Below are 19,975 nucleotides of genomic sequence, written 5' to 3' on the forward strand. Positions count from 1 at the left end.
CCTGATCTGCTGACAATCTCCACCCTAGACCGTCAGCCCTGCAGGCTCGGGAATGCTCCCGCGATGAGGGAGCAGTACGGGACGAGCGGGGTGACGCGACCACGTAGACTGAACCCCGTACGTTCGGCGCTCCCGTGCGCCGAAACCACCCCCGATCCACGGAGCACATCGAGCGTGACAGACATCGACGCCACCCAGAGCGGCCCCCGCCCCGACACGGTCGCCGATGCGATCGCGACGCCCGAGAAGGAGCAGCCGTACGGCGCACTCGGATTGAAGCCCGACGAGTACGACCGCCTCCGCGAGATCCTCGGCCGGCGCCCCACCTCCGGCGAGCTCGCCATGTACTCGGTGATGTGGTCGGAGCACTGCTCGTACAAGTCGTCGAAGATCTACCTCCGGCAGTTCGGCCAGAAGGTCAACGACAAGATGCGCGAGCGTCTGCTCGTCGGCATGGGTGAGAACGCCGGCGTCATCGACATCGGAGAGGGCTGGGCAGTGACCTTCAAGGTCGAGAGCCACAACCACCCCTCGTACATCGAGCCGTTCCAGGGAGCCGCGACCGGCGTCGGCGGCATCATCCGCGACATCATCTCGATGGGGGCTCGCCCCGTCGCGGTCATGGATCAGCTGCGCTTCGGCGCGATCGATGACCCGGATACGGCACGCGTCGTGCACGGCGTCGTCTCGGGCATCTCGTCGTACGCCAACTGCCTCGGCCTCCCGAACCTGGGCGGCGAGACGGTCTTCGACAGCGTCTACCAGGCGAACCCGCTCGTCAACGCGCTCGGCGTCGGCGTACTGCGCCACGAGGATCTGCACCTCGCGAACGCCTCCGGCGCCGGCAACAAGGTCGTGCTCTTCGGCGCTCGCACGGGTGGCGACGGCATCGGCGGGGCGTCGATCCTCGCCTCCGACAGCTTCAGCGAGGGCGGGCCGACCAAGCGCCCGGCCGTGCAGGTCGGCGATCCGTTCGCCGAGAAGGTGCTCATCGAGTGCTGCCTCGAACTCTTCCGCGATGAGCTCGTCGAGGGGATTCAGGATCTCGGCGCCGCCGGCATCTCGTGCGCGACCTCCGAGCTCGCGGCGAACGGCGACGGCGGCATGTTCATCGAGCTCGACAGCGTGCTGCTGCGCGATCCGTCGCTCACGGCCGAGGAGATCCTCATGTCGGAGAGCCAGGAGCGCATGATGGCGGTCGTGCACCCCGACAAGCTCGACGCGTTCCTCGCCGTGACCGCGAAGTGGGACGTCGAGACGAGCGTGCTCGGCGAGGTCACCGACACCGGCCGCCTCATCATCAACTGGCGCGGTGAGGAGATCGTCAACGTCGATCCTTCGACTGTGGCCGTCGACGGCCCCGTCTACGAGCGCCCCGTCGAGTACCCCGCATGGATCGATGCGCTGCAGGCTTCCGGCGTCAACGCCTCTGGCCTGGCGCGTTCGGACTCCGGCGATGACCTGCGCTCGCAGATGATCGCCGTCGCCGCATCGCCCAACCAGGCCGATGTCTCGTGGGTGACGAACCAGTACGACAAGTACGTGCTCGGCAACACGGCGCTCGCGTTCCCCGACGGCGCAGGCATGATCCGCGTCGATGAGGAGAGCGGCCTCGGCGTGGCCATCGCCACCGATGCGAACGGCCGTTACTGCCAGCTCGACCCGTACGTCGGCTCGCAGCTCGCACTCGCCGAGGCGTACCGCAACGTCGCCACGTCCGGCGCCGTTCCCACCGCCGTCACCGACTGCCTGAACTTCGGCAGCCCCGAGAACCCCGAGGTCATGTGGCAGTTCTCGCGCTCGGTCGAAGGACTCTCGGATGCGTGCCTCGCTCTCGAGGTGCCCGTCACCGGCGGCAACGTCTCGCTCTACAACCAGACCGGCGACACCCCGATCTATCCGACGCCCGTCGTCGGCGTGCTCGGCATCATCGATGACGTCGCGCGCCGCGTGCCCAGCGGATGGCAGGATCAGGGCGAGCACCTCTACCTGCTCGGCACCACCCGCGACGAACTCGACGGATCTGCCTGGGCCGAGACCGTGCACGATCACCTCGGCGGCCGCCCGCCGATCGCTTCCCTGGCCGAGGAGCGCGCGCTCGCCGAGCTGCTGCACGCGGGCGCACAGGGCGGACTCATCTCCGGGGCGGTGGATCTTTCGGAGGGCGGCCTCGCTCAGGCCCTCACCGATGGCGCGCTGCGCTTCGGCGTCGGTGCCCGCGTGTGGATCGAGGAGATCATGTCGCGCGACGACGTCGACGCCACCGCTGCACTCTTCTCGGAATCTCAGGCGCGCGTGCTCGTCGCGGTGCCGCACGAGGAAGAGGTGAAGTTCCGCGGGCTCTGCTCGGGCCGCGATTTCCCGGTGCTGCGCATCGGTGTCACGGATGGTGCGGGGGCGGATGCCGCGATCGAGGTGCAGGATCGCTTCACCCTGCCGCTCTCCGAGCTCGGCGCCGCTTCTCGCGCCACCCTTCCCGATCGCTTCGGCGCGGTCATCGGCTGAACGCATCGCGTTCGGCCGGCGACCGCGGTGGCGCTACAGCGCCAGCCCACGGAGCGAAGCGCGGGGTGGCGGTCATCGGATGAACGCACCGCGTTCGGCCGGCGACCGCGGTGGCGCTACAGCGCCAGCCCACGGAGCAAAGCGCGGGGCGGCGGTCATCGGCTGAACGCACCGCGTTCGGCCGGCGACCGCGGTGGCCAGGGTGCGGATGGCTTCGGTGAGAGATCGCGCTTCGGTGAGACGCTTTCTTTGGAAATCTGCTCGCCGAAGCGCGATCTCTTACCGGTGAAGCGGTTCAGCGCGTGAGGAACCCGGAGACGCGTCCCACGATGCGCGTGTGGATCTCATCGACGGGCAGTGCAGCATCGATGGTGAAGAAGCGGTGCGGGTCCGCCTTCGCGAGCGCACGGAAGCCGTCGCGCACCGCCGTATGGAACTCCACTGCTTCTGACTCGAGGCGGTCGCTGCTCCCACCGCGGTCGCGGCGGCGGCCGGAGCTGGTCTCGGGGTCGAGGTCGAGCAGAATCGTCAGGTCCGGCCAGAGCCCCCCGGTCGCCCACTCGCTGATGCGGCGCACCTCGTCGACGTCGAGCACGCGCCCCGCCCCCTGGTACGCCAGCGAGGAGTCGATGTACCGGTCCTGCACCACCACTGCGTCCCGCTCGAGGGCGGGGCGCACGACCTTTGCGACGTGCTGGGCGCGGTCTGCGGCGTAGAGCAGGGCTTCAGCGCGCACGTCGACCTCTCCGATCTCGTCGCCTCCGTGCAACAGGAGGCGACGCACTTCGGTTCCGAGACGAGTGCCGCCCGGCTCACGGGTGCGGACGACTTCGAGCCCGCGGCCCTCGAGCCACTGCTCGAGCAACTCCGCCTGCGTCGTCTTCCCCGCGCCGTCGCCGCCTTCGAGGGTGATGAAGGTTCCGCTCATGTGCTCCTCCGCGACCGCACCCGGCCGCACTCGTCGTTATGCCTGGGACTCTGCGGCAGCTCGGTTCGCGGCTCGGGTCGCCGCCGCCTTCTTCGCAGCTGCCGACCGCGCCGGGTCCACCGCCTTCGCGCCCGAAGCGGACTTCTTCGCTGCAGGCTTCTTCGTCGCCGGCTTCTTCGCTGCAGGCTTTTTCGCCGCCGCCTTCTTCGCCGCGGGCTTCCGCGCGGGAGCCTTCTTCTTCGCGGGGCCCTTCGCGCGCTTGATCGCCAGGAGCTCGACGGCGCGGGCGAAGTCGATCTCGTCCACGCTGTCACCGCGCGGGATCGTCGCGTTCGTCTCACCGTCGGTGACGTACGGGCCGAAACGGCCGTCCTTGACCTTGATCGGCTTGCCGCTCACGGGGTCGGCATCGAATTCCTTCAGCGCGCTCGACGCGCGCTTCGCGCCGTACTTGGGCTGAGCGAACAGCTCCTGGGCTCCGGCGAGATCGATCGAGAAGATCGCATCCTCGCTCGGAAGCGATCGCGTGTCGCTTCCCTTCTTCAGGTACGGGCCGTAGCGCCCGTTCTGCGCGGTGATCTCAGCCTCGGACTCGGGGTCCACTCCGACGACACGGGGAAGGTCGAGCAGCGCGACCGCGCTGTCGAGCTCGATCGTGGCGGGGTCCATGCTCTTGAACAGGGACGCCGTGCGGGGTTTCTGGCCCTTCGGCAGTTCCTCGCCCTCATCGGGGAGCTCGGTGACGTAGGGACCGAAGCGCCCGTTCTTCGCGACGATGCGCTTCGAAGTCTGCGGGTGGAGACCGACGACGCGATCCTCGGCCGGTTCGGCGTCGGCGAGCTCGTGGGCTCTGGCAGGCGTCAGTTCATCGGGCGCGAGGCCGTCGGGGATGTTGACGCTGCGCGGCTTCACCACGCCGTCTTCATCGACCTCGCACTTGTCGTCGAAGACCTCGAGGTACGGGCCGTACTTGCCGTTGCGGAGCGAGATCTCATCATCGATCTTGATCGTGTTGATCGCACGCGCGTCGATCTCGCCCAGGTTGTCGACGACGCCGCGCAGGCCGGGGTGCGCGTCGGTGCCGAAGTAGAATTCGCCGAGCCATTTGCCGCGATCCGCCTCGCCCGAAGCGATGCGGTCGAGGTCGTTCTCCATCTCGGCTGTGAAGTCGTAGTCGACGAGCTCGCTGAAGTGCTCTTCCAGGAGTCGTACGACGGAGAAGGCGATCCAGCTGGGAACGAGCGCCTGCCCCTTCTTCGTGACGTAACCGCGATCCATGATCGTGCTGATGATCGCGGCGTACGTCGACGGACGGCCGATGCCGAGTTCTTCGAGTCGCTTGGTGAGGCTGGCCTCCGTGTAGCGCGGCGGCGGGCTCGTCTCGTGGCCCTTCGCGGTCGGCTCTTCGATGCCGAGCCCCTGACCCGAGGACAACTGCGGGAGCTTCGCATTCTGATCGCCGGATTTGTCGCCGCGGTTCTCATCGCGGCCTTCCTCGTATGCGAGGAGGAATCCGGGGAAGGTAATGACGGTGCCACTGGTGGTGAATTCCGCAGCGGTCGGTGCAGCGCTTCCGGCCTCCGACACCTGTGCCGAGAGGGTCACGGTGTCGGTGGAGCCCTTGGCGTCTGCCATCTGGCTGGCAACCGTGCGCTTCCAGATCAACTCGTACAACGCGAATTCGCCCTGCGTGAGCTTCCCCTTGAGAGAGCTCGGACGCTGGAACACTTCACCGGCTGGCCGGATCGCCTCGTGCGCCTCCTGGGCGCCCTTCGACTTGCCCGTGTACACGCGCGGCTTCTCGGGCAGCGTCTGCGCGCCGTACAGTTCCGCAGCCTGCGACCGGGCCGCCTGCACTGCTTGCTTCGAGAGCGAGGGCGAGTCGGTACGCATGTACGTGATGTAGCCGTTCTCATACAGCGACTGCGCGAACGACATCGTCTGCCGCGAGCTGTAGCGGAGCTTGCGAGAGGCCTCCTGCTGCAGCGTCGACGTGGTGAACGGCGCTGCAGGGCGACGCGTGTGCGGCTTCGTCTCGACGGAGACGACTTCTCCCCTGGCGTCCGCAGCGAGCAGGGATGCGAGGCGCTCGGCACGCTCCTGCTCCAGCGGAATGACCCCCGCCTTCGACGCACGAGCCGTCAGGTTGCCGTCGTCGCCGAAGTCGCCGCCGGTGGCGACGCGCTGGGCGTCGAGCCGCACGAGCCGGGCTTGGAACGCCGTGGTGTCGGTAGCGCTGTCGTCGGGTCGGAAGGTCGCGGTGAGGTCCCAGTACTCGGCAGCGCGGAACGCCTGGCGCTCGCGCTCGCGGTCGACGACGAGTCGCGTCGCCGCCGACTGCACTCGGCCTGCGGAGAGCTTGGGCGCGACCTTGCGCCAGAGCACCGGAGAGATGTCGTACCCGTACAGGCGATCGAGGATGCGTCGCGTCTCCTGCGCATCGACCAGCGCCGTGTCGAGGTCGCGCGTGTTCTGCTTGGCCTGTTCGATGGCGTCCTGCGTGATCTCGTGGAACACCATACGATGCACCGGCACCTTGGGCTGGAGCACCTCGAGGAGGTGCCACGCGATGGCCTCGCCCTCGCGGTCCTCATCCGTTGCGAGCCACAGCTCGTCGGCACCCTTCAGCGCGCGCTTCAGCTCGGAGACCGTTTTGCGTTTGTTGTCGTTGACGACGTAGTACGGGGCGAAGTCGTTCTCGACGTCGACCGCGAACTTCCCGAATGCGCCCTTCTTGAGCTCCGCGGGCAGGGCCGATGGCTCGGCGAGATCACGAACGTGTCCGACCGATGCAATGACCTCGTAGTCGTCTCCGAGGTAGCCGCCGATGGTCTTCGCCTTGGTCGGTGACTCGACGATGACGAGTTTCTTCGTACCCTTCACGGGTCTCCTTCGTTGCTTCACGCAGTGTAGGGCTGCTCCGCCAGGACCGGCTGAGGGTTCTGCTCCGACACGATACACATTCTGGCGTGAGAATCCACCTGCGGGATTCCACGCATGTTCTCTCTTCATTATGTCCGTCGCCGGCCGAAGTACCCGCATCGGAGTTTCTGCGCACTGCATCAACGGATCTCAGGGCCACCGATATAGAGGTATGGATTCACGTCGGGAAACGCGTTCGACGGGGTGGTCGACAGCGTGAAGTGCGAGTGCGGCCCCGACGTGCATCCGCTCATACCTGCGAGGGCCACCGGTTGTCCGGCTCGCACTGCAGTGCCCGGCGATAGCCCGAACGCGTCGGTCGATCCGGGGGCCACGTGATTGTGGGAACTGAAGAGCACTTCCCCCCGATAGCTGTGTCTGATGATGATCGTGTAATTCGGGCCATGCCACCACGAGGGTTCGGCGACGCACTTCTCGGGCGGCCCGTCGCTGTCCGTTCCGGCTGCGACGACGACGCCGTCGTAGGGAGCGTAGAGCGGTGACCCTTCAACCGCGCGGAGATCAATGGAGTAACCATCGTGGAACCCCTGCGTGATGCCCGGCTCCGAGCTGGGCCACGCCCAGCCATTTGCGCCAATCGCACCTCCCGGCATCGCGGAACTCGGCGGTGGACCAGCGTGCGCCGAAGCGGCGACGGCCCCGAGCGGCCCGTCCGCCACCACCTTCACGCGGGCGTCGGCGAGGGCGGGATCGAGCTCGCAGGACACGAGTTCGCTGCTCATCGCACTCGTGACAGCCCCCGCCAGGTCACAGGGGTCTCCCGCGAGAAACCCGGCGGCCGAGTCGGCTGCGGCGAGCGCTGCCGCGTCAGCGGCCCCTGCTGCACGATGGGAGGCTTCGAGGTGCGACGACGCCGCGATGATCGGTACGCCGAGACATATCGCAGCGGCTGCGCAGACGAGGGTCGCCGGTGCGCTCATGAGGTCGCTCCCTCACCGATTCGGGCGGCGCACGAGCGCGATTCGACCGCGATGCGGGCGAGGGGTCCTCCACCCGGGCGCGACCGAAGCGTGACGCAGTGCAGCACGCCGTCTTCCACACGTTCGATCTCCACTCGATCACCGAGCGAATCCAGATGTTTCTGGGCGAGCTCGGCATCACCGCGGGCCTCTGATCTCGCGATCTCAGCCGACGCCGATACGAGGGTGATGCGATGCGCCGCCACGTAGATGCCGCCGATCACGAGCCCGAGTACGGCGAGCACTGCGGGCACGACGATCGCGAATTCCGCCGTGACCGTGCCGCGTTCGTCGTGCCGCAGCGCCGCGAGCATCAGGACCCTGCGCCGAGCGCGTTCTCGACGAGTTCCACGAGCATCGCTCGGATCTCGCTCGACCGCATGATGGCAACCAGCAGACCGGCGAATGCTACGGCGGCCATGATGACAATCGCGTACTCCGCTGTCACGGCGCCGCGCTCATCGTCTGCGAGCGCGCGCATCTCGCCGACGAACGCCCGCCCGCGTCGTCGGCCTCCGCGACGGACGCGCTGCAGACGTGTGCGGCGGCGCTCGGGCCCGCCTTCCACGGATGTCGCACCTCGGTCGGATACGAGTTGGAGTGTGGGCTGCATCGGGAACCTCCTTGACCTCGCACGGCCCCGGCGATCGCCGGTGCATCCATCCTCACGGGAGAGGCTCGGCCCGACGCGGCCCGACGAACGATCTGTGGAGAACCCGAACGCCGATGCGATCGCCCTCCCCTGTGGAGTACGAACACCGTCGGGAAGCATCAGACAGCCCCGAACATGGACAGCACCACCGGCAGCACGCCGAGCACGATGAAGGCGGGCAGCACGCAGACCCCCAGGGGCACCAGCACGCGCACGCCGAGGCGTTCCGCCTCCCGTTCCAGTCGCGCAGCTGAGGCCACGCGCTCTGCACCCGCGTGTTCGAGCAGCAGCGGGCGCATCGGAACACCGGCGGCTTCCGCAGCGGCGATCGTCGACAGCAGCGGGCTCCCGGAACAGAAGTCGTCGAAGACGATCCACTCGGCCCCGTACTGGTCCACGCGATCCACCACGTGTCTCAGTGCCGCGGAAGGAGGGGCGCCGCCTCCCAGCGCGACCCAGAGCAGTTCGAACGGCAGACCGGCGATGTGATCGTCACTCGCGGTTCGATGCTGCATGGCGCGAGACCAGTGCACGCCGATGCCGAGCAGACCGATGCCGATCGCCGCGATCGCCGCCCCCATCCCGCTGAACAGCACCGGTATCGGATCGAATCCGAGCAGCAGGCCGAGCAGCAGCGCGAGGATCGGCAGGGCCGCAACCATGCGCACCGTCGCCCGCGGACCCGCCAGGAGCACGGAACGTCGTTCCCGCAACTGGTCGAGTTCGCGCAACGCATACGCGATGCGTTGGAGCGCGGGGGCGAGCGGAGCACCGCATGCTTCGGCGAGGCGCCAGGCGACTGCCAGCACGCGCCATTCCGGATCGGGGGTCGCTGCGAGCGCGGAGGCGACCGGGACTCCGTCTGCCACACGGGCGGCGATGATTCCCGTGGCAGAGGTCGGCTCTGCGTCGGCGGCGATCACCGCGAACGTCCGACCGGGCGGCACTCCCCCGCGAAGGAGCGCCGCTGCTCGTTCCGCGACGACCGTCGCCTCATTCCGTTGATGCGCGGTGACGCTCGAAGCCGAGCCCGAAGCTGAAGCGATTCGTGACCGGGCGAGGGACCGGAGTCGCTTCCACACGCGCTACGCCACCACCCTTCGCACTCCGAGCAACCGGTCATCGGTGAGCTCGAGACCGCCGATGGCGCGCACCCGAGGGCCGAGAGCACCCCGTTCGACGTGGACGATCGCGTGCAGTGCACTGACGGCCTGTCGAGCGAGCGCTTCCGGCGTCCATCCCGCGAGCGCACCCAGCGCTTCGAGGCGCGAGGGCACTTCTTCCAGACGGCTCGCGTGGAGGGTTCCGGCGCCGCCGTCGTGGCCGGTGTTCAGTGCCGCCAAGAGCGTCGAGATCTCGGCACCGCGGCACTCGCCGAGCACGATGCGGTCGGGCCGCATGCGCAGCGCTTCCCGCAGCAGCCGATCGACCGAGACCTCCCCGACCCCTTCGGCGCTCGCCTGACGCGTTTCGAGAGACACGGCGTGCGGATGCCTCAACCGCAGCTCCGCCACGTCCTCGATCGTGAGGATGCGCTCGTGCGGTGGGGCGAGATCCAGCAGTGCGGCCAGCACCGTCGTCTTTCCGCTTCCGGTGCCTCCGGTGATCAGGATGTTGCTGCGGTCGATGATCACCCGGCGCAGCATCTCTGCCGTGCTCGTCGCGCAGAGGCCTCCCGCGACGAGTTCATCGAACCGAGGGGGCGAGATGCGGGGCAGCCGAATCGATACGGCCGCGCCCTCGACGGCGATCGGGGGCAGTACTGCGTGCACTCGAATGCCATCGCCCAGCCTCACGTCGGCGCAGGGGTGCAGCTCGTCGAGGTGGCGCCCGCCAGCAGCGATCAGCCCGGTCGCCAACCCGTGCACCGCTTCAGGATCCGCCTGCCAATCCGGCACCTCCTGCAGCGCTCCGCATCGGTCCAGCCACAGTCGAGCAGCGCCGCCGCGCACCTGCACGATGAGATCTCGCAGATCGGGGTCATCCAGCAGGGGCAGCAGGCCGCCGAACGAACGCTTCGCGGCGCGACTGAGCGCCGCAGATCGTGTCGACACCGAGGGCCGTGGGTCGGGAGGCCGTGGGTGATCCGGAATCTCAGCAGGGGGCATGAGCCCATACCAGCAGGGTTCGCCACGGCCAGACCGCTCGCCCGAGCATCTGTGCGCTGTCGCGGCAACACCGTCGCGGGCTCACCGATGTGAGCGGAGATAGACGAAAGGTATAGCCTGGTTCTGCGTTTTCGGGATGGTACGGATCCCGTACGCGACTGAGGGGCCGGGAGCGAGCGATCGCCCCGGGAATCGATCGAAGATAAGGGCGTCAATGAGCGATCAGACCGGCAGTATTGAAAGCCACCACCTCCCCGAGGGAGCAACAGCGGAGACGTATACTCCGAGTCCGGAGTTCCGCGAGCAGGCCAACGTCACCGACCCGTCCGTCTACTGGAAGGCCGCGCAGGATCCCGAGGGGTACTGGGCGGAGCAGGCCCAGAACCTGCAGTGGACGAAGCCGTTCAGCGAGGTGCTCGACTGGACGAACCCGCCGTTCGCGAAGTGGTTCCAGGACGGCGAGCTGAACGTCGCGGCGAACTGCCTCGATCGCCACGTGGCAGCGGGCAACGGCGACCGCGTCGCGCTCCACTTCGAGGGCGAACCGGGCGACACGCGCACCCTCACGTACGCCGAGCTCACGCACGAGGTGAAGCGCGCCGCGAACATGCTCACCAGCCTCGGCGTCGCCGCGGGCGACCGCGTGGCCATCTACATGCCGATGATCCCGGAGACGGTGATCGCGATGCTCGCCGTCGCGCGCCTCGGCGCAGCGCACTCGGTGGTCTTCGGAGGCTTCAGCGCTGAAAGTCTGCGCGCTCGCATCGACGACGCTGAGGCGCGCCTCGTGATCACGGCCGATGGCGGATGGCGCAAGGGACGCGTGTCTGCGCTGAAGCCGACCGTGGACGATGCGCTCGCGCTGAACGGCGGAGGCAGCACCGTCTCTCGCGTGCTCGTCGTCGAACGCGCGGGCAACGACGTCGCCTTCGATGAGGATCGCGACCTCTGGTGGCACCGCGAGATCACCGCATTCGACGGCGAGCACGAAGCTCAGGGCTTCCCCGCCGAGAACCCGCTCTTCATCCTGTACACCTCGGGAACCACGGGCAAGCCCAAGGGCATCCTGCACACCTCGGGCGGATATCTCACCCAGGTGTCGACCACCCACCGCGACGTCTTCGATCTGAAGCCCGACACCGACGTGTACTGGTGCACAGCCGACATCGGGTGGATCACCGGGCACAGCTACGTGGTCTACGGTCCCCTCGCGAACGGCGCGACCCAGGTGATCTACGAGGGCACCCCGGAGACGCCTGATTGGGGCCGTTGGTGGTCGATCATTCAGAAGTACGGTGTGACGATCTTCTACACCGCGCCCACGGCCATTCGCGCCTGCATGAAGGTCGGGCGCCAGGTTCCGGAGCAGTACGACCTCTCGTCGATCCGGGTGCTCGGTTCGGTCGGCGAGCCCATCAACCCCGAGGCGTGGCGCTGGTACCGCGAGGTCATCGGCGCGGGCACCGCCCCCATCGTCGATACGTGGTGGCAGACGGAGACCGGCGCGATCATGATCTCGCCGCTGCCGGGCCTCACGCCCCTGAAGCCGGGCAGCGCGCAGGTGCCGCAGCCAGGGATCTCGGTGACGGTGGTCGGCGAGAATGGCGCCCCCGTCGAGAACGGGCAGGGCGGCCTGCTTGTCGTGCAGCGCCCCTGGCCGTCGATGGTGCGCACGATCTGGGGCGACGATCAGCGTTTCATCGACACCTACTGGGCGAAGTTCGGCGACCGCTACTTCGCGGGCGACGGCGCCCGTCTCGACGAGGACGGCGACGTCTGGCTGCTCGGACGCGTGGACGACGTGATGAACGTGTCGGGCCACCGACTCTCGACCGCGGAGATCGAGTCGGCGCTGGTCGAGCACCACGCGGTCGCCGAATCGGCGGTCGTCGGGGCGGATGACGAGACGACGGGACAGGCCGTCGTCGCCTTCGTCATTCTGAAGTCGCAGCAGAGCATCCTGTCGCTCGATGACGCCGAGCCCGAGCTGAAGAAGCACGTCGCAGCCCAGATCGGTGCGATCGCGCGGCCGCGCCAGATCTTCATCGTCTCCGAACTGCCGAAGACACGGTCGGGCAAGATCATGCGGCGGCTGCTCAAGGACGCGGCAGAAGGCCGAGAGGTCGGCGACACGACGACGCTCGCCGACACGTCGGTGATGCAGACGATCTCGGATCGCGTGCGCAGCGAACGCGGCGACTGAGCCGCACGTTACCGAACCGCCGGCGACACACGACCGAGGCCGGGAACCCGATTCAGGGTTCCCGGCCTCGGTCGTTTCGCACGTGCGCGGGTTCGCTGCACGGAGCGCGCGGTGTCAGTCCTCGATCTTGAACACGAATTCGATCTCGACGGGCGCGTCGAGCGGGAGGACGGCGACGCCGACGGCTGAACGCACGTGGATGCCGAGATCGCCGAAGACGCGACCCAGGAACATCGAGGCGCCATTCGCGACGGCGGGCTGACCCGTGAACGACGGATCGGATGCGATGAAGGCAGTGACCTTCACGACCTGAGAGATCTTGTCGAGCGACCCGATGACGCCTCGAGCGGCGGCGAGGGCGTTCAACGCGCAGAGCTGCGCGAGCTCTTCCGCTCGCTCGGGCGACACGAGCCCTGCTCCCAGACCCACCTTGCCCGTCTCGGGCAGAGCACCGTTCACGAACGGGAGCTGCCCCGCCGTGTACACGTAGTTGCCGTCACGCAGTGCGGGCACGTACGCGGCGACCGCCGCTGCGACCTCGGGGATCTCGTATCCCAGTTCGCGCAGCCGGTCCTCGATCACAGATGCCATGTCAGGCCTTCCTCTTCTTCATGTATGCGACGTTGCCGCCGGCCGGGCCCTCGATGATCTGCACGAGCTCCCACCCCTGCGCACCCCAGTTGTTCAGAATCTGCGCCTCGTTGTGCAGCAGCAGCGGCGTCACGAAGTACTCCCAGGTCGGGGCGGCTTCGGCGGATTCACTCACGTGCGGATCTCCCTCGGTAGACGGTGTGCAGCGCATGCCGGCGACCGGCATCGCCGCGACGCGGACGGGCGCGTTGCTGTTTTGTCAGCTACGTCGCTTACCCTTGATTCTATGACCCGTCAGACATCTCAGTCTTCGCGCGTGCGCTCGCAGAAACCTCGCACCGCAGGAGGGGCCCTCGCCGGGCTCCTCGGCGCGCTCGCCATGAGCGTGATCGCCGGTGTTCTCGTCACCGCAGCTGTGACGCCGGTGGTCGCTTTGAGCGGCACGGCCACGAAATCCGCAGTCGGCATCTTCGAGAGCCTGCCCGACCATCTGGACCCTGGCAAGCTCGCCGAGCCGTCCACGATCTACGCGACGGGCGCCGACACGACCGTCTACGAGATCGCGACCTTCTACGACCAGGATCGCGAGACGGTCAAGTGGGACCAGATCTCGCAGTTCGTCAAGGACGCGGCCGTCGCCGAGGAGGACCCGCGCTTCTACACGCACGGCGGCGTCGACATGCTCGCGACGGCTCGTGCCGTGCTGCAGAACGCGGCGGGGCAGAACCTCTCGGGCGCTTCGACGATCACAATGCAGTACGTGCGCAACGTGCTCATTCAGGAGGCCATCGCGATTCCCGACAAGGATGCGCAGAAGAAGGCCTACGAAGATGCGATGCGTCAGGACGTCGACCGCAAGCTCAAGGAGATGAAGTACGCGATCTCCATCGAGAAGAAGTACCCGAAGGATGAGATTCTGCTCGGGTATCTGAATATTGCGCTCTTCGGCCGTCAGATCTACGGCATCGAGTCGGCCGCGAAGTACTACTACGGCAAGTCGGCCGCCGACCTCTCGCTCGCCGAGTCGGCGAGCCTCGTCGCCATCGTGAACAACCCGTCGAAGCTTCAGATCGACGTTCCTGAGAACATTCCGGCGAACACCGAGCGCCGCGACAAGATTCTCGGCAGCATGCTCAATCACGGCAAGATCACGCAGGCCCAGTACGACGAAGCTGTCGCAACGGAGGTCACGGGCGAACACGTCACGCCGCGAGTCGCCGGCTGCAACGTCGCCGAGCAGAACTTCGGGCTCGGGCACTTCTGCGACTACGTGCAGCGGTACATCAAGGCGGACCCGAACTTCGGCGATACCCCCACCGAACGCGAGTTCAACTTCAGCCGCGGCGGGTACAAGATCTACACGACGATCGATCTCGACATGCAGGCGGCGGGCACGGCGGCGACGCAGTCGACGGTGCCCTCGATGATGGATGGGATCGACGTCGGCTCAGCCTCGAGCAGCGTGGAGGTGGGCACCGGAAAGGTGCGTTCCATGGTGCAGAATAAACCTTTCAACAACTCGCAAGACTTCCTGGACTCGAACCCTGGCTACACGACGGTGAATTACAACACCGATCAAGAACTCGGCGGCTCGAGCGGCTTCCAGGTAGGTTCGACGTTCAAGCCGGTGACGCTCGCCGAGTGGATCCGGACAGGGCACTCGGTGCGCGACATCGTCAACGTGAACAGCCGGAAGGGCGTGCCGTACCAGTCATTCGCCGCCTCGTGCATGCCCGACGGCGTCTACAGCTACGGATCGTTCGATTTCTCCAATGACAACGAGGGCATCCGCGGCAATCAGTCCGTGCTGACGACGATCGCGAACTCGATCAACGGCGGCATCGTCTCGATGCAGCAGAAGATGGACCTCTGCGGGACATTCGAGACGGCTCAGGCGCTCGGCATCCACCGCGCATCGGATCAACCCGTGTGGACGCAGGAAGACGCGGATCTCGGAAACACGAGTCAGGAGATGGTCGGGACAATCAAGAATCCGACTCTGCACCAGAACCCCCGTGACCTGTCCATGGTGCCGTCGAACGTCTACGCTGGCGTCGACGAGATCGCGCCGATCACCATGGCGGCCGCCTATGCCGCGTTCGCGGGCGACGGAACCGTCTGCACACCGGTGCCCATCGAGCAGATCCTTGACGACGAAGGCAACCAGGTACCGTTCACCAAGAGCGAGTGCTCTCAGGCCATCGCGCCCGAGGTCGCTGCCGGTGTGGCGTTCGCTCTCGAGAACGCGGTGACTGCGGGCCTCGCGGGCCACGCACGCTCTTCAACGGGTGTCCCGCACCTCGCGAAGACCGGCACGACCGATGAGGTCAAAGACAACTGGACCGTGGGTGCGAGCACGGAAGTCTCCACCGCGACCTGGGTGGGCAACGCTGGCCCAGTACAGCTCCCAGATGGCACGTGGGATCGCGTCTCCACGATGGGCTTCGGCGACCTCATGCGTGCGGATCAGGTGATCTGGCCCGCGATCATGAACGCCGCTGATGCCCGCTACAGAGGAGAAGCCTTCCCCGAGCCTTCGGCTGCAGCGATTCGCCAGACGATGGTCTCCGTTCCCGATGTGAAGGGGAAGTCCATCGAGGAGGCCACGAGCATGCTGACGCAGCTCGGGTTCGCGGTGAATGACGGCGGCGAGGTCGACTCGACCGAGGCGGAAGGCCTCGCGGCGCGCACCGACCCCGCGGCGGGATCGTCTGTGGGGCTGGGATCGGGCATATCGCTCTACCGCAGCAACGGCAAGGCGTCGAAGATCCCGGACGGGCTCGTGGGTCAGACTGGCAACAACGCAAAGTCCGCACTGAATAGCGCAGGGTTCGACAACGTCGAGTTCGCCTGCGGCACCGGCAGCGATTCGAAACCGAAATCGAACAAGGTGCTCTCGGTCAGCCCCGAAAGCGGCGCCGAGGTCAACCGTGGTGACACGGTGACGCTGGCGCTCGCCTGCGGCAAGAAGGACTGACCTTGGCAATGCATCCCGCACGTTCGACGGCGGCCGTTCTCGGAGCGGCCGCCGTCGGCGTACTGACCTGGTCCACGCTCATCGAGCGACGACTGTTCACCGTGCGACGCCATACGCTGCCCGTACTGCCGGACTCCCGCACTCCGATCCGGGTACTGCAGCTCTCAGACCTGCATCTGGCGCCATGGCAAGCGCAGAAGGTCGACTGGGTGCGCTCCCTCGCGGAGCTGCGCCCCGACCTGGTCGTGCTGACCGGAGATCTCATGGGCCATCGCGAAGCGCTCCCGGCGCTGCTGCACGCGTTGCGGCCCCTCGTCGAGCAGACGCCCACGGTGTTCGTTCACGGCTCGAACGACTACTACGGTCCGCTCTTCAAGAACCCCGTCAAGTACCTGCTCGAGCCGAGCAGGCGGAGCACGCGCACCCCTGATCTCGACAACGGTGCGATCACCCGCGGGCTGGCCGAGCTGGGCGCGATCGACCTCAACAACGACGCGGTTCGGCTCTCCATTCGCGGCAGCAGCGTCGAGCTGTTCGGCCTGAACGACCCGCACATTCGCTACGACGACGCAGATCGTATGCGCGCGGCCGCCGCAGCGTTGACGCAGAACGAGGGCGCAGCCGTCGACGCCGACCCGGCCCCGGTGCGCCTCGGCGTCGTGCACGCGCCCTATCAGGAGTCCCTGGGCGCGCTTCTGACGGCCGGATCGGACCTGATCCTAGCCGGGCATACGCACGGCGGCCAAGTGCGCGTACCGGGCGTCGGGGCGCTCACAGCGAATTGCGACCTCCCGACCGAGCAAGCACGCGGCCTGAGCGTCTGGTTCGACGCGCACCGCGCCGCGTTCCTGAACGTCAGTGCGGGGCTGGGCAACTCGATCTATGCGCCGGTGCGTTTCGCCTGCCGCCCCGAGGCATCGCTCATCACACTCGAATCGCGGTAGGCCGGAGACCGCACTCCAGCCTCGAGACAAACATCAGGCCCCGGTCGTCGACGTGAACGACCGGGGCCTGATGCTGTACTGGCGACTCGCCCCTACTCGGTCCGCCGCGCCGCGATGATCTCAGCGATCTGCACCGCGTTCAGCGCTGCACCCTTGCGCAGATTGTCGTTCGAGATGAACAGCGTCAGGCCGCGGCCCTCGGGAGCGGACTGGTCAGCGCGAATGCGCCCGACGAGCGAGGGATCCTTGCCCGCCGCCTCGAGGGGCGTCGGGACGTCGGTGAGTTCGACGCCGGGAGCTGCTGCGAGCACCTCACGAGCACGATCCGCCGAGATCTCGCGAGCGAATTCGGCGCTGATCGACAACGAGTGCCCGGTGAAGACCGGCACGCGCACGCACGTTCCGGCGACTCGCAGCTCGGGGAGCTCGAGGATCTTCCGGCTCTCGTTGCGCAGCTTCTTCTCTTCGTCGGTCTCACCTTCGCCGTCTTCGACGATGGAGCCGGCGAGCGGCAGTACGTTGAATGCGATCGTCTTGGTGTAGACCTCGGGAGCCGGGAAGTCCACGGCGCCCCCGTCATGTACGAGCTGCTCGAGCTCGCCCGACTCGACGGCTGCAACGGCCTGACCGGCCAGCTCACGGGCTCCGACGAGCCCTGAGCCCGACACGGCCTGGAACGTCGTGACGATGAGCCGTTCGAGCCCGGCCTCGGAGTCGAGTGCCTTCATCACCGGCATCGCTGCCATCGTGGTGCAGTTCGGGTTCGCGATGATCCCCTTCCGCGCCTCGTCGATCGCGTGCGGGTTGACCTCGCTCACCACGAGGGGAACGTCCGGGTCGAGTCGCCACGCACTCGAATTGTCGATGACCGTCGCACCCGCTGCGGCGAACTCCGGCGAGTACTGCTTCGAAGCGGCGCCACCGGCGGAGAAGAGCGCGATGTCGATGCCGCTCTTGTCCGCTGTCGCGACGTCCTCGACGACGATGCTCTCGCCGCGGAATTCGAGCGTCGAGCCCGCCGAGCGCGCGCTGGAGAAGAAGCGGATGTTCGCGATCGGGAAGTCCCGCTCGTCGAGCAAACGGCGCATCACTGCGCCCACCTGACCGGTTGCGCCGACGACGGCGATCGAGAGTCCCTGCTGTGCAGCCATGTGTTTCGAGATCCTGTTCTGTGTTTCGCCGTGAAAGAGTTATCGGCCGGTGCCGGCGTAGACCGTGGCTTCGGTCTCGGCGTCGAGGCCGAACGCCGTGTGGAGTACGCGGACCGCCTTATCGAGAAGGTCGGCTCGGGTGACGACCGAGATCCTGATCTCCGAAGTCGAGATCATTTCGATATTGATGTCGGCCTCGTACAGCGCACGGAAGAGCTGCGCGGATACGCCCGTACTCGTGCGCATGCCGGCGCCCACGACGGCGAGCTTGGCGATCTGATCGTCGTACTGCAGACTCTCGAATCCGAGTGCTTCGCGTTCCGCTTCGAGCGCCTCGATGACTTTCCGACCGTCGCCGAGCGGGACCGTGAAGGAGATATCGGTGCGGTTCGTTTGCGCCGCCGAGACGTTCTGCACGATCATGTCGATGTTCGCGTGCGTCTTCGCCACGATCTCGAAGATCTGGGCAGCTTTGCCCGGAATGTCCGGCACACCGCCCACGGTGACCTTCGCCTCGCTCTTCTCAGCGGCGATACCAGTGATGATCGGCTCTTCCACCTGATCTCCCTTCGGATGCCCCTTGGCGGGGTCGTAGACGATGGTGCCCGGCTCGTCGGAGAACGAGGAGCGGACGTGCAGCACGACGCCGTGGCGGCGGGCGTACTCGACGGCGCGCAGGTGCAGTACCTTCGCGCCGGACGCCGCGAGTTCGAGCATCTCTTCCGCCGTGATGGCGTCGATCTTCCGCGCGAGCGGCACGACGCGAGGATCGGTCGTGAAGATGCCGTCGACGTCGGTGTAGATCTCGCACACATCGGCGCCGAGGGCGGCGGCGAGTGCAACGGCGGTCGTGTCGGATCCGCCGCGCCCCAGCGTCGTGATGTCTCGCGAGTCGCGACTGAATCCTTGGAAGCCTGCGACGATGGCGACGGCGCCCTGGTCGAGGGCCTCGCGCACGCGGCCGGGCGTCACATCGACGATCTTCGCCGAACCGTGCTCGGCGGTGGTGATCATTCCCGCCTGGCTGCCCGTGAAGGAGAGCGCCTCGATGCCCATGCCTTTGATCGTCATCGCGAGCAAGGCCATCGAGATGCGCTCACCGGCGGTGAGCAGCATGTCGAGTTCTCGCGGTGCGGGGATCGGCGTGCACGCCGCTGCGAGCTCGAGCAGTTCATCGGTGGTGTCGCCCATGGCGCTCACGGCGACGACGACCTCGTTGCCCCCGCGACGCGCCTCGACGATGCGCTTCGCGACGCGCTTGATGCTCTCGGCGTCGGCTACGGACGAGCCCCCGAATTTCTGCACGATCAACGCCACGCGGGTTCCTCCTGAATATCCGAGCCGAAAGCTCAGTCTATCGGACCAGAACTTCGGGTGATGTCTCCGGTTACTCCACCTTACGGCGGCCTTCGAAGGCGCGTCCGAGCGTGACTTCATCGGCGAATTCCAGGTCGCCGCCGACGGGAAGCCCCGAGGCCAGACGCGATACCGGCACTTCGATGGAGGTCAGCAGCCGCGACAGGTACGCCGCGGTGGCTTCGCCCTCCAGGTTCGGATCGGTCGCGATGATCACTTCTTGCACGTGGTTCTCGCCGACGCGACGCATCAGTGCGGGGATGCTGAGATCGTCGGGCCCGATGCCGTCGATCGGGCTGATGGCGCCGCCGAGCACGTGATAGAGGCCGCGGAACTGACGCGTGCGCTCGATCGCGACCACGTCTTTCGGCTCTTCGACGACGCAGATGATGCTGTCGTCACGGCGCGGGTCTCGGCAGATCGAGCACCGCTCGTGCTCGGTGATGTTGCCGCACACGTCGCAGAAGCGCACCTTCTCGCGGACCTCGCTGAGCAGTTCGGCGAGCTTGGAGACGTCGAAGTTCTGCGTCTGCAGAATGTGGAACGCGATGCGCTGCGCCGACTTCGGACCGATGCCAGGCAGCCGACCGAACTCGTCGATCAGGTCTTGGACGATGCCGTCGTACACGGTGGAGCCTCCTCGGGTTGACGACGTGAC

The 19,975-nt window shown here is 67.0% G+C and carries 16 protein-coding genes; 4 read left to right on the forward strand and 12 right to left on the reverse strand.

Annotated features, from left to right (window positions below; genetic code table 11):
* The first annotated feature begins 174 nt into the window (after nt 1-174).
* Nucleotides 175-2,505, forward strand: coding sequence for a phosphoribosylformylglycinamidine synthase subunit PurL (purL, locus tag WFH23_RS04850; RefSeq protein WP_336661761.1), 2,331 nt, complete (start codon nt 175-177; stop codon nt 2,503-2,505).
* A 295-nt stretch (nt 2,506-2,800) separates the two neighbouring features.
* Here the strand turns inward: purL and tmk are convergent, their stop codons facing one another.
* From tmk to WFH23_RS04885, 7 genes are all read right to left on the reverse strand, one after another.
* Nucleotides 2,801-3,433 (reverse strand): dTMP kinase, encoded by a 633-nt coding sequence (tmk, locus tag WFH23_RS04855; protein WP_090151949.1) that lies wholly within the window; start codon nt 3,431-3,433, stop codon nt 2,801-2,803.
* A 36-nt stretch (nt 3,434-3,469) separates the two neighbouring features.
* The gene (topA, locus tag WFH23_RS04860; RefSeq protein ID WP_200332333.1) at nt 3,470-6,316 is read right to left on the reverse strand and encodes a type I DNA topoisomerase; all 2,847 of its coding nucleotides are present in this window, start codon (nt 6,314-6,316) and stop codon (nt 3,470-3,472) included.
* Nucleotides 6,317-6,495: 179 nt separating this feature from the next.
* Nucleotides 6,496-7,296 carry a M23 family metallopeptidase gene (locus WFH23_RS04865; protein WP_336661762.1) on the reverse strand — a complete coding sequence of 267 codons (801 nt, stop codon included), beginning with the start codon at nt 7,294-7,296 and terminating at the stop codon, nt 6,496-6,498.
* Nucleotides 7,293-7,649 carry a TadE/TadG family type IV pilus assembly protein gene (locus tag WFH23_RS04870; RefSeq protein ID WP_090151959.1) on the reverse strand — a complete coding sequence of 119 codons (357 nt, stop codon included), beginning with the start codon at nt 7,647-7,649 and terminating at the stop codon, nt 7,293-7,295. The genes WFH23_RS04865 and WFH23_RS04870 overlap by 4 nt, the downstream gene beginning before the upstream one ends.
* A complete protein-coding gene (locus WFH23_RS04875; protein WP_234037531.1) occupies nt 7,649-7,948 on the reverse strand; it encodes a DUF4244 domain-containing protein in 300 nt (99 codons plus the stop codon). The genes WFH23_RS04870 and WFH23_RS04875 overlap by 1 nt, the downstream gene beginning before the upstream one ends.
* A 158-nt stretch (nt 7,949-8,106) precedes the next feature.
* Nucleotides 8,107-9,069 (reverse strand): type II secretion system F family protein, encoded by a 963-nt coding sequence (locus tag WFH23_RS04880; protein ID WP_336661763.1) that lies wholly within the window; start codon nt 9,067-9,069, stop codon nt 8,107-8,109.
* A gap of 3 nt (nt 9,070-9,072) precedes the next feature.
* Complete coding sequence (locus tag WFH23_RS04885; RefSeq protein WP_442918691.1) at nt 9,073-10,095, reverse strand: CpaF family protein; 1,023 nt, start codon at nt 10,093-10,095, stop codon at nt 9,073-9,075.
* Between the two features lie 214 nt (nt 10,096-10,309).
* Here WFH23_RS04885 and acs point away from each other — a divergent pair, with 214 nt between their 5' ends.
* Complete coding sequence (acs, locus tag WFH23_RS04890) at nt 10,310-12,298, forward strand: acetate--CoA ligase (RefSeq protein WP_336661765.1); 1,989 nt, start codon at nt 10,310-10,312, stop codon at nt 12,296-12,298.
* 114 nt (nt 12,299-12,412) lie between these two features.
* On the opposite strand, the gene WFH23_RS04895 is transcribed toward acs, so the two are convergent.
* On the reverse strand, nt 12,413-12,889 hold the full coding sequence (locus tag WFH23_RS04895) for a RidA family protein (protein WP_090151968.1): 477 nt from the start codon (nt 12,887-12,889) through the stop codon (nt 12,413-12,415).
* 1 nt (nt 12,890) lies between these two features.
* The gene (locus tag WFH23_RS04900) at nt 12,891-13,064 is read right to left on the reverse strand and encodes a DUF4177 domain-containing protein (protein WP_141653254.1); all 174 of its coding nucleotides are present in this window, start codon (nt 13,062-13,064) and stop codon (nt 12,891-12,893) included.
* A gap of 111 nt (nt 13,065-13,175) precedes the next feature.
* On the opposite strand from WFH23_RS04900, the gene WFH23_RS04905 reads away from it, so the two are divergent.
* Both WFH23_RS04905 and WFH23_RS04910 read left to right on the forward strand, forming a co-directional pair.
* A complete protein-coding gene (locus tag WFH23_RS04905) occupies nt 13,176-15,866 on the forward strand; it encodes a transglycosylase domain-containing protein (RefSeq protein ID WP_336661766.1) in 2,691 nt (896 codons plus the stop codon).
* Between the two features lie 8 nt (nt 15,867-15,874).
* Nucleotides 15,875-16,810 (forward strand): metallophosphoesterase, encoded by a 936-nt coding sequence (locus WFH23_RS04910; RefSeq protein ID WP_336661767.1) that lies wholly within the window; start codon nt 15,875-15,877, stop codon nt 16,808-16,810.
* 92 nt (nt 16,811-16,902) lie between these two features.
* Here WFH23_RS04910 and WFH23_RS04915 read toward each other — a convergent pair whose 3' ends face one another.
* The 3 genes from WFH23_RS04915 to recR form a co-directional block, all read right to left on the reverse strand.
* The gene (locus WFH23_RS04915; RefSeq protein WP_336661768.1) at nt 16,903-17,961 is read right to left on the reverse strand and encodes an aspartate-semialdehyde dehydrogenase; all 1,059 of its coding nucleotides are present in this window, start codon (nt 17,959-17,961) and stop codon (nt 16,903-16,905) included.
* A 39-nt stretch (nt 17,962-18,000) separates the two neighbouring features.
* Nucleotides 18,001-19,278 carry an aspartate kinase gene (locus WFH23_RS04920; RefSeq protein WP_090151979.1) on the reverse strand — a complete coding sequence of 426 codons (1,278 nt, stop codon included), beginning with the start codon at nt 19,276-19,278 and terminating at the stop codon, nt 18,001-18,003.
* 70 nt (nt 19,279-19,348) lie between these two features.
* Nucleotides 19,349-19,945 carry a recombination mediator RecR gene (recR, locus tag WFH23_RS04925; protein ID WP_200332324.1) on the reverse strand — a complete coding sequence of 199 codons (597 nt, stop codon included), beginning with the start codon at nt 19,943-19,945 and terminating at the stop codon, nt 19,349-19,351.
* Nucleotides 19,946-19,975: the final 30 nt, after the last annotated feature.

This window comes from Leucobacter sp. USHLN154 (assembly GCF_037145595.1).
Lineage (GTDB): Bacteria > Actinomycetota > Actinomycetes > Actinomycetales > Microbacteriaceae > Leucobacter > Leucobacter alluvii.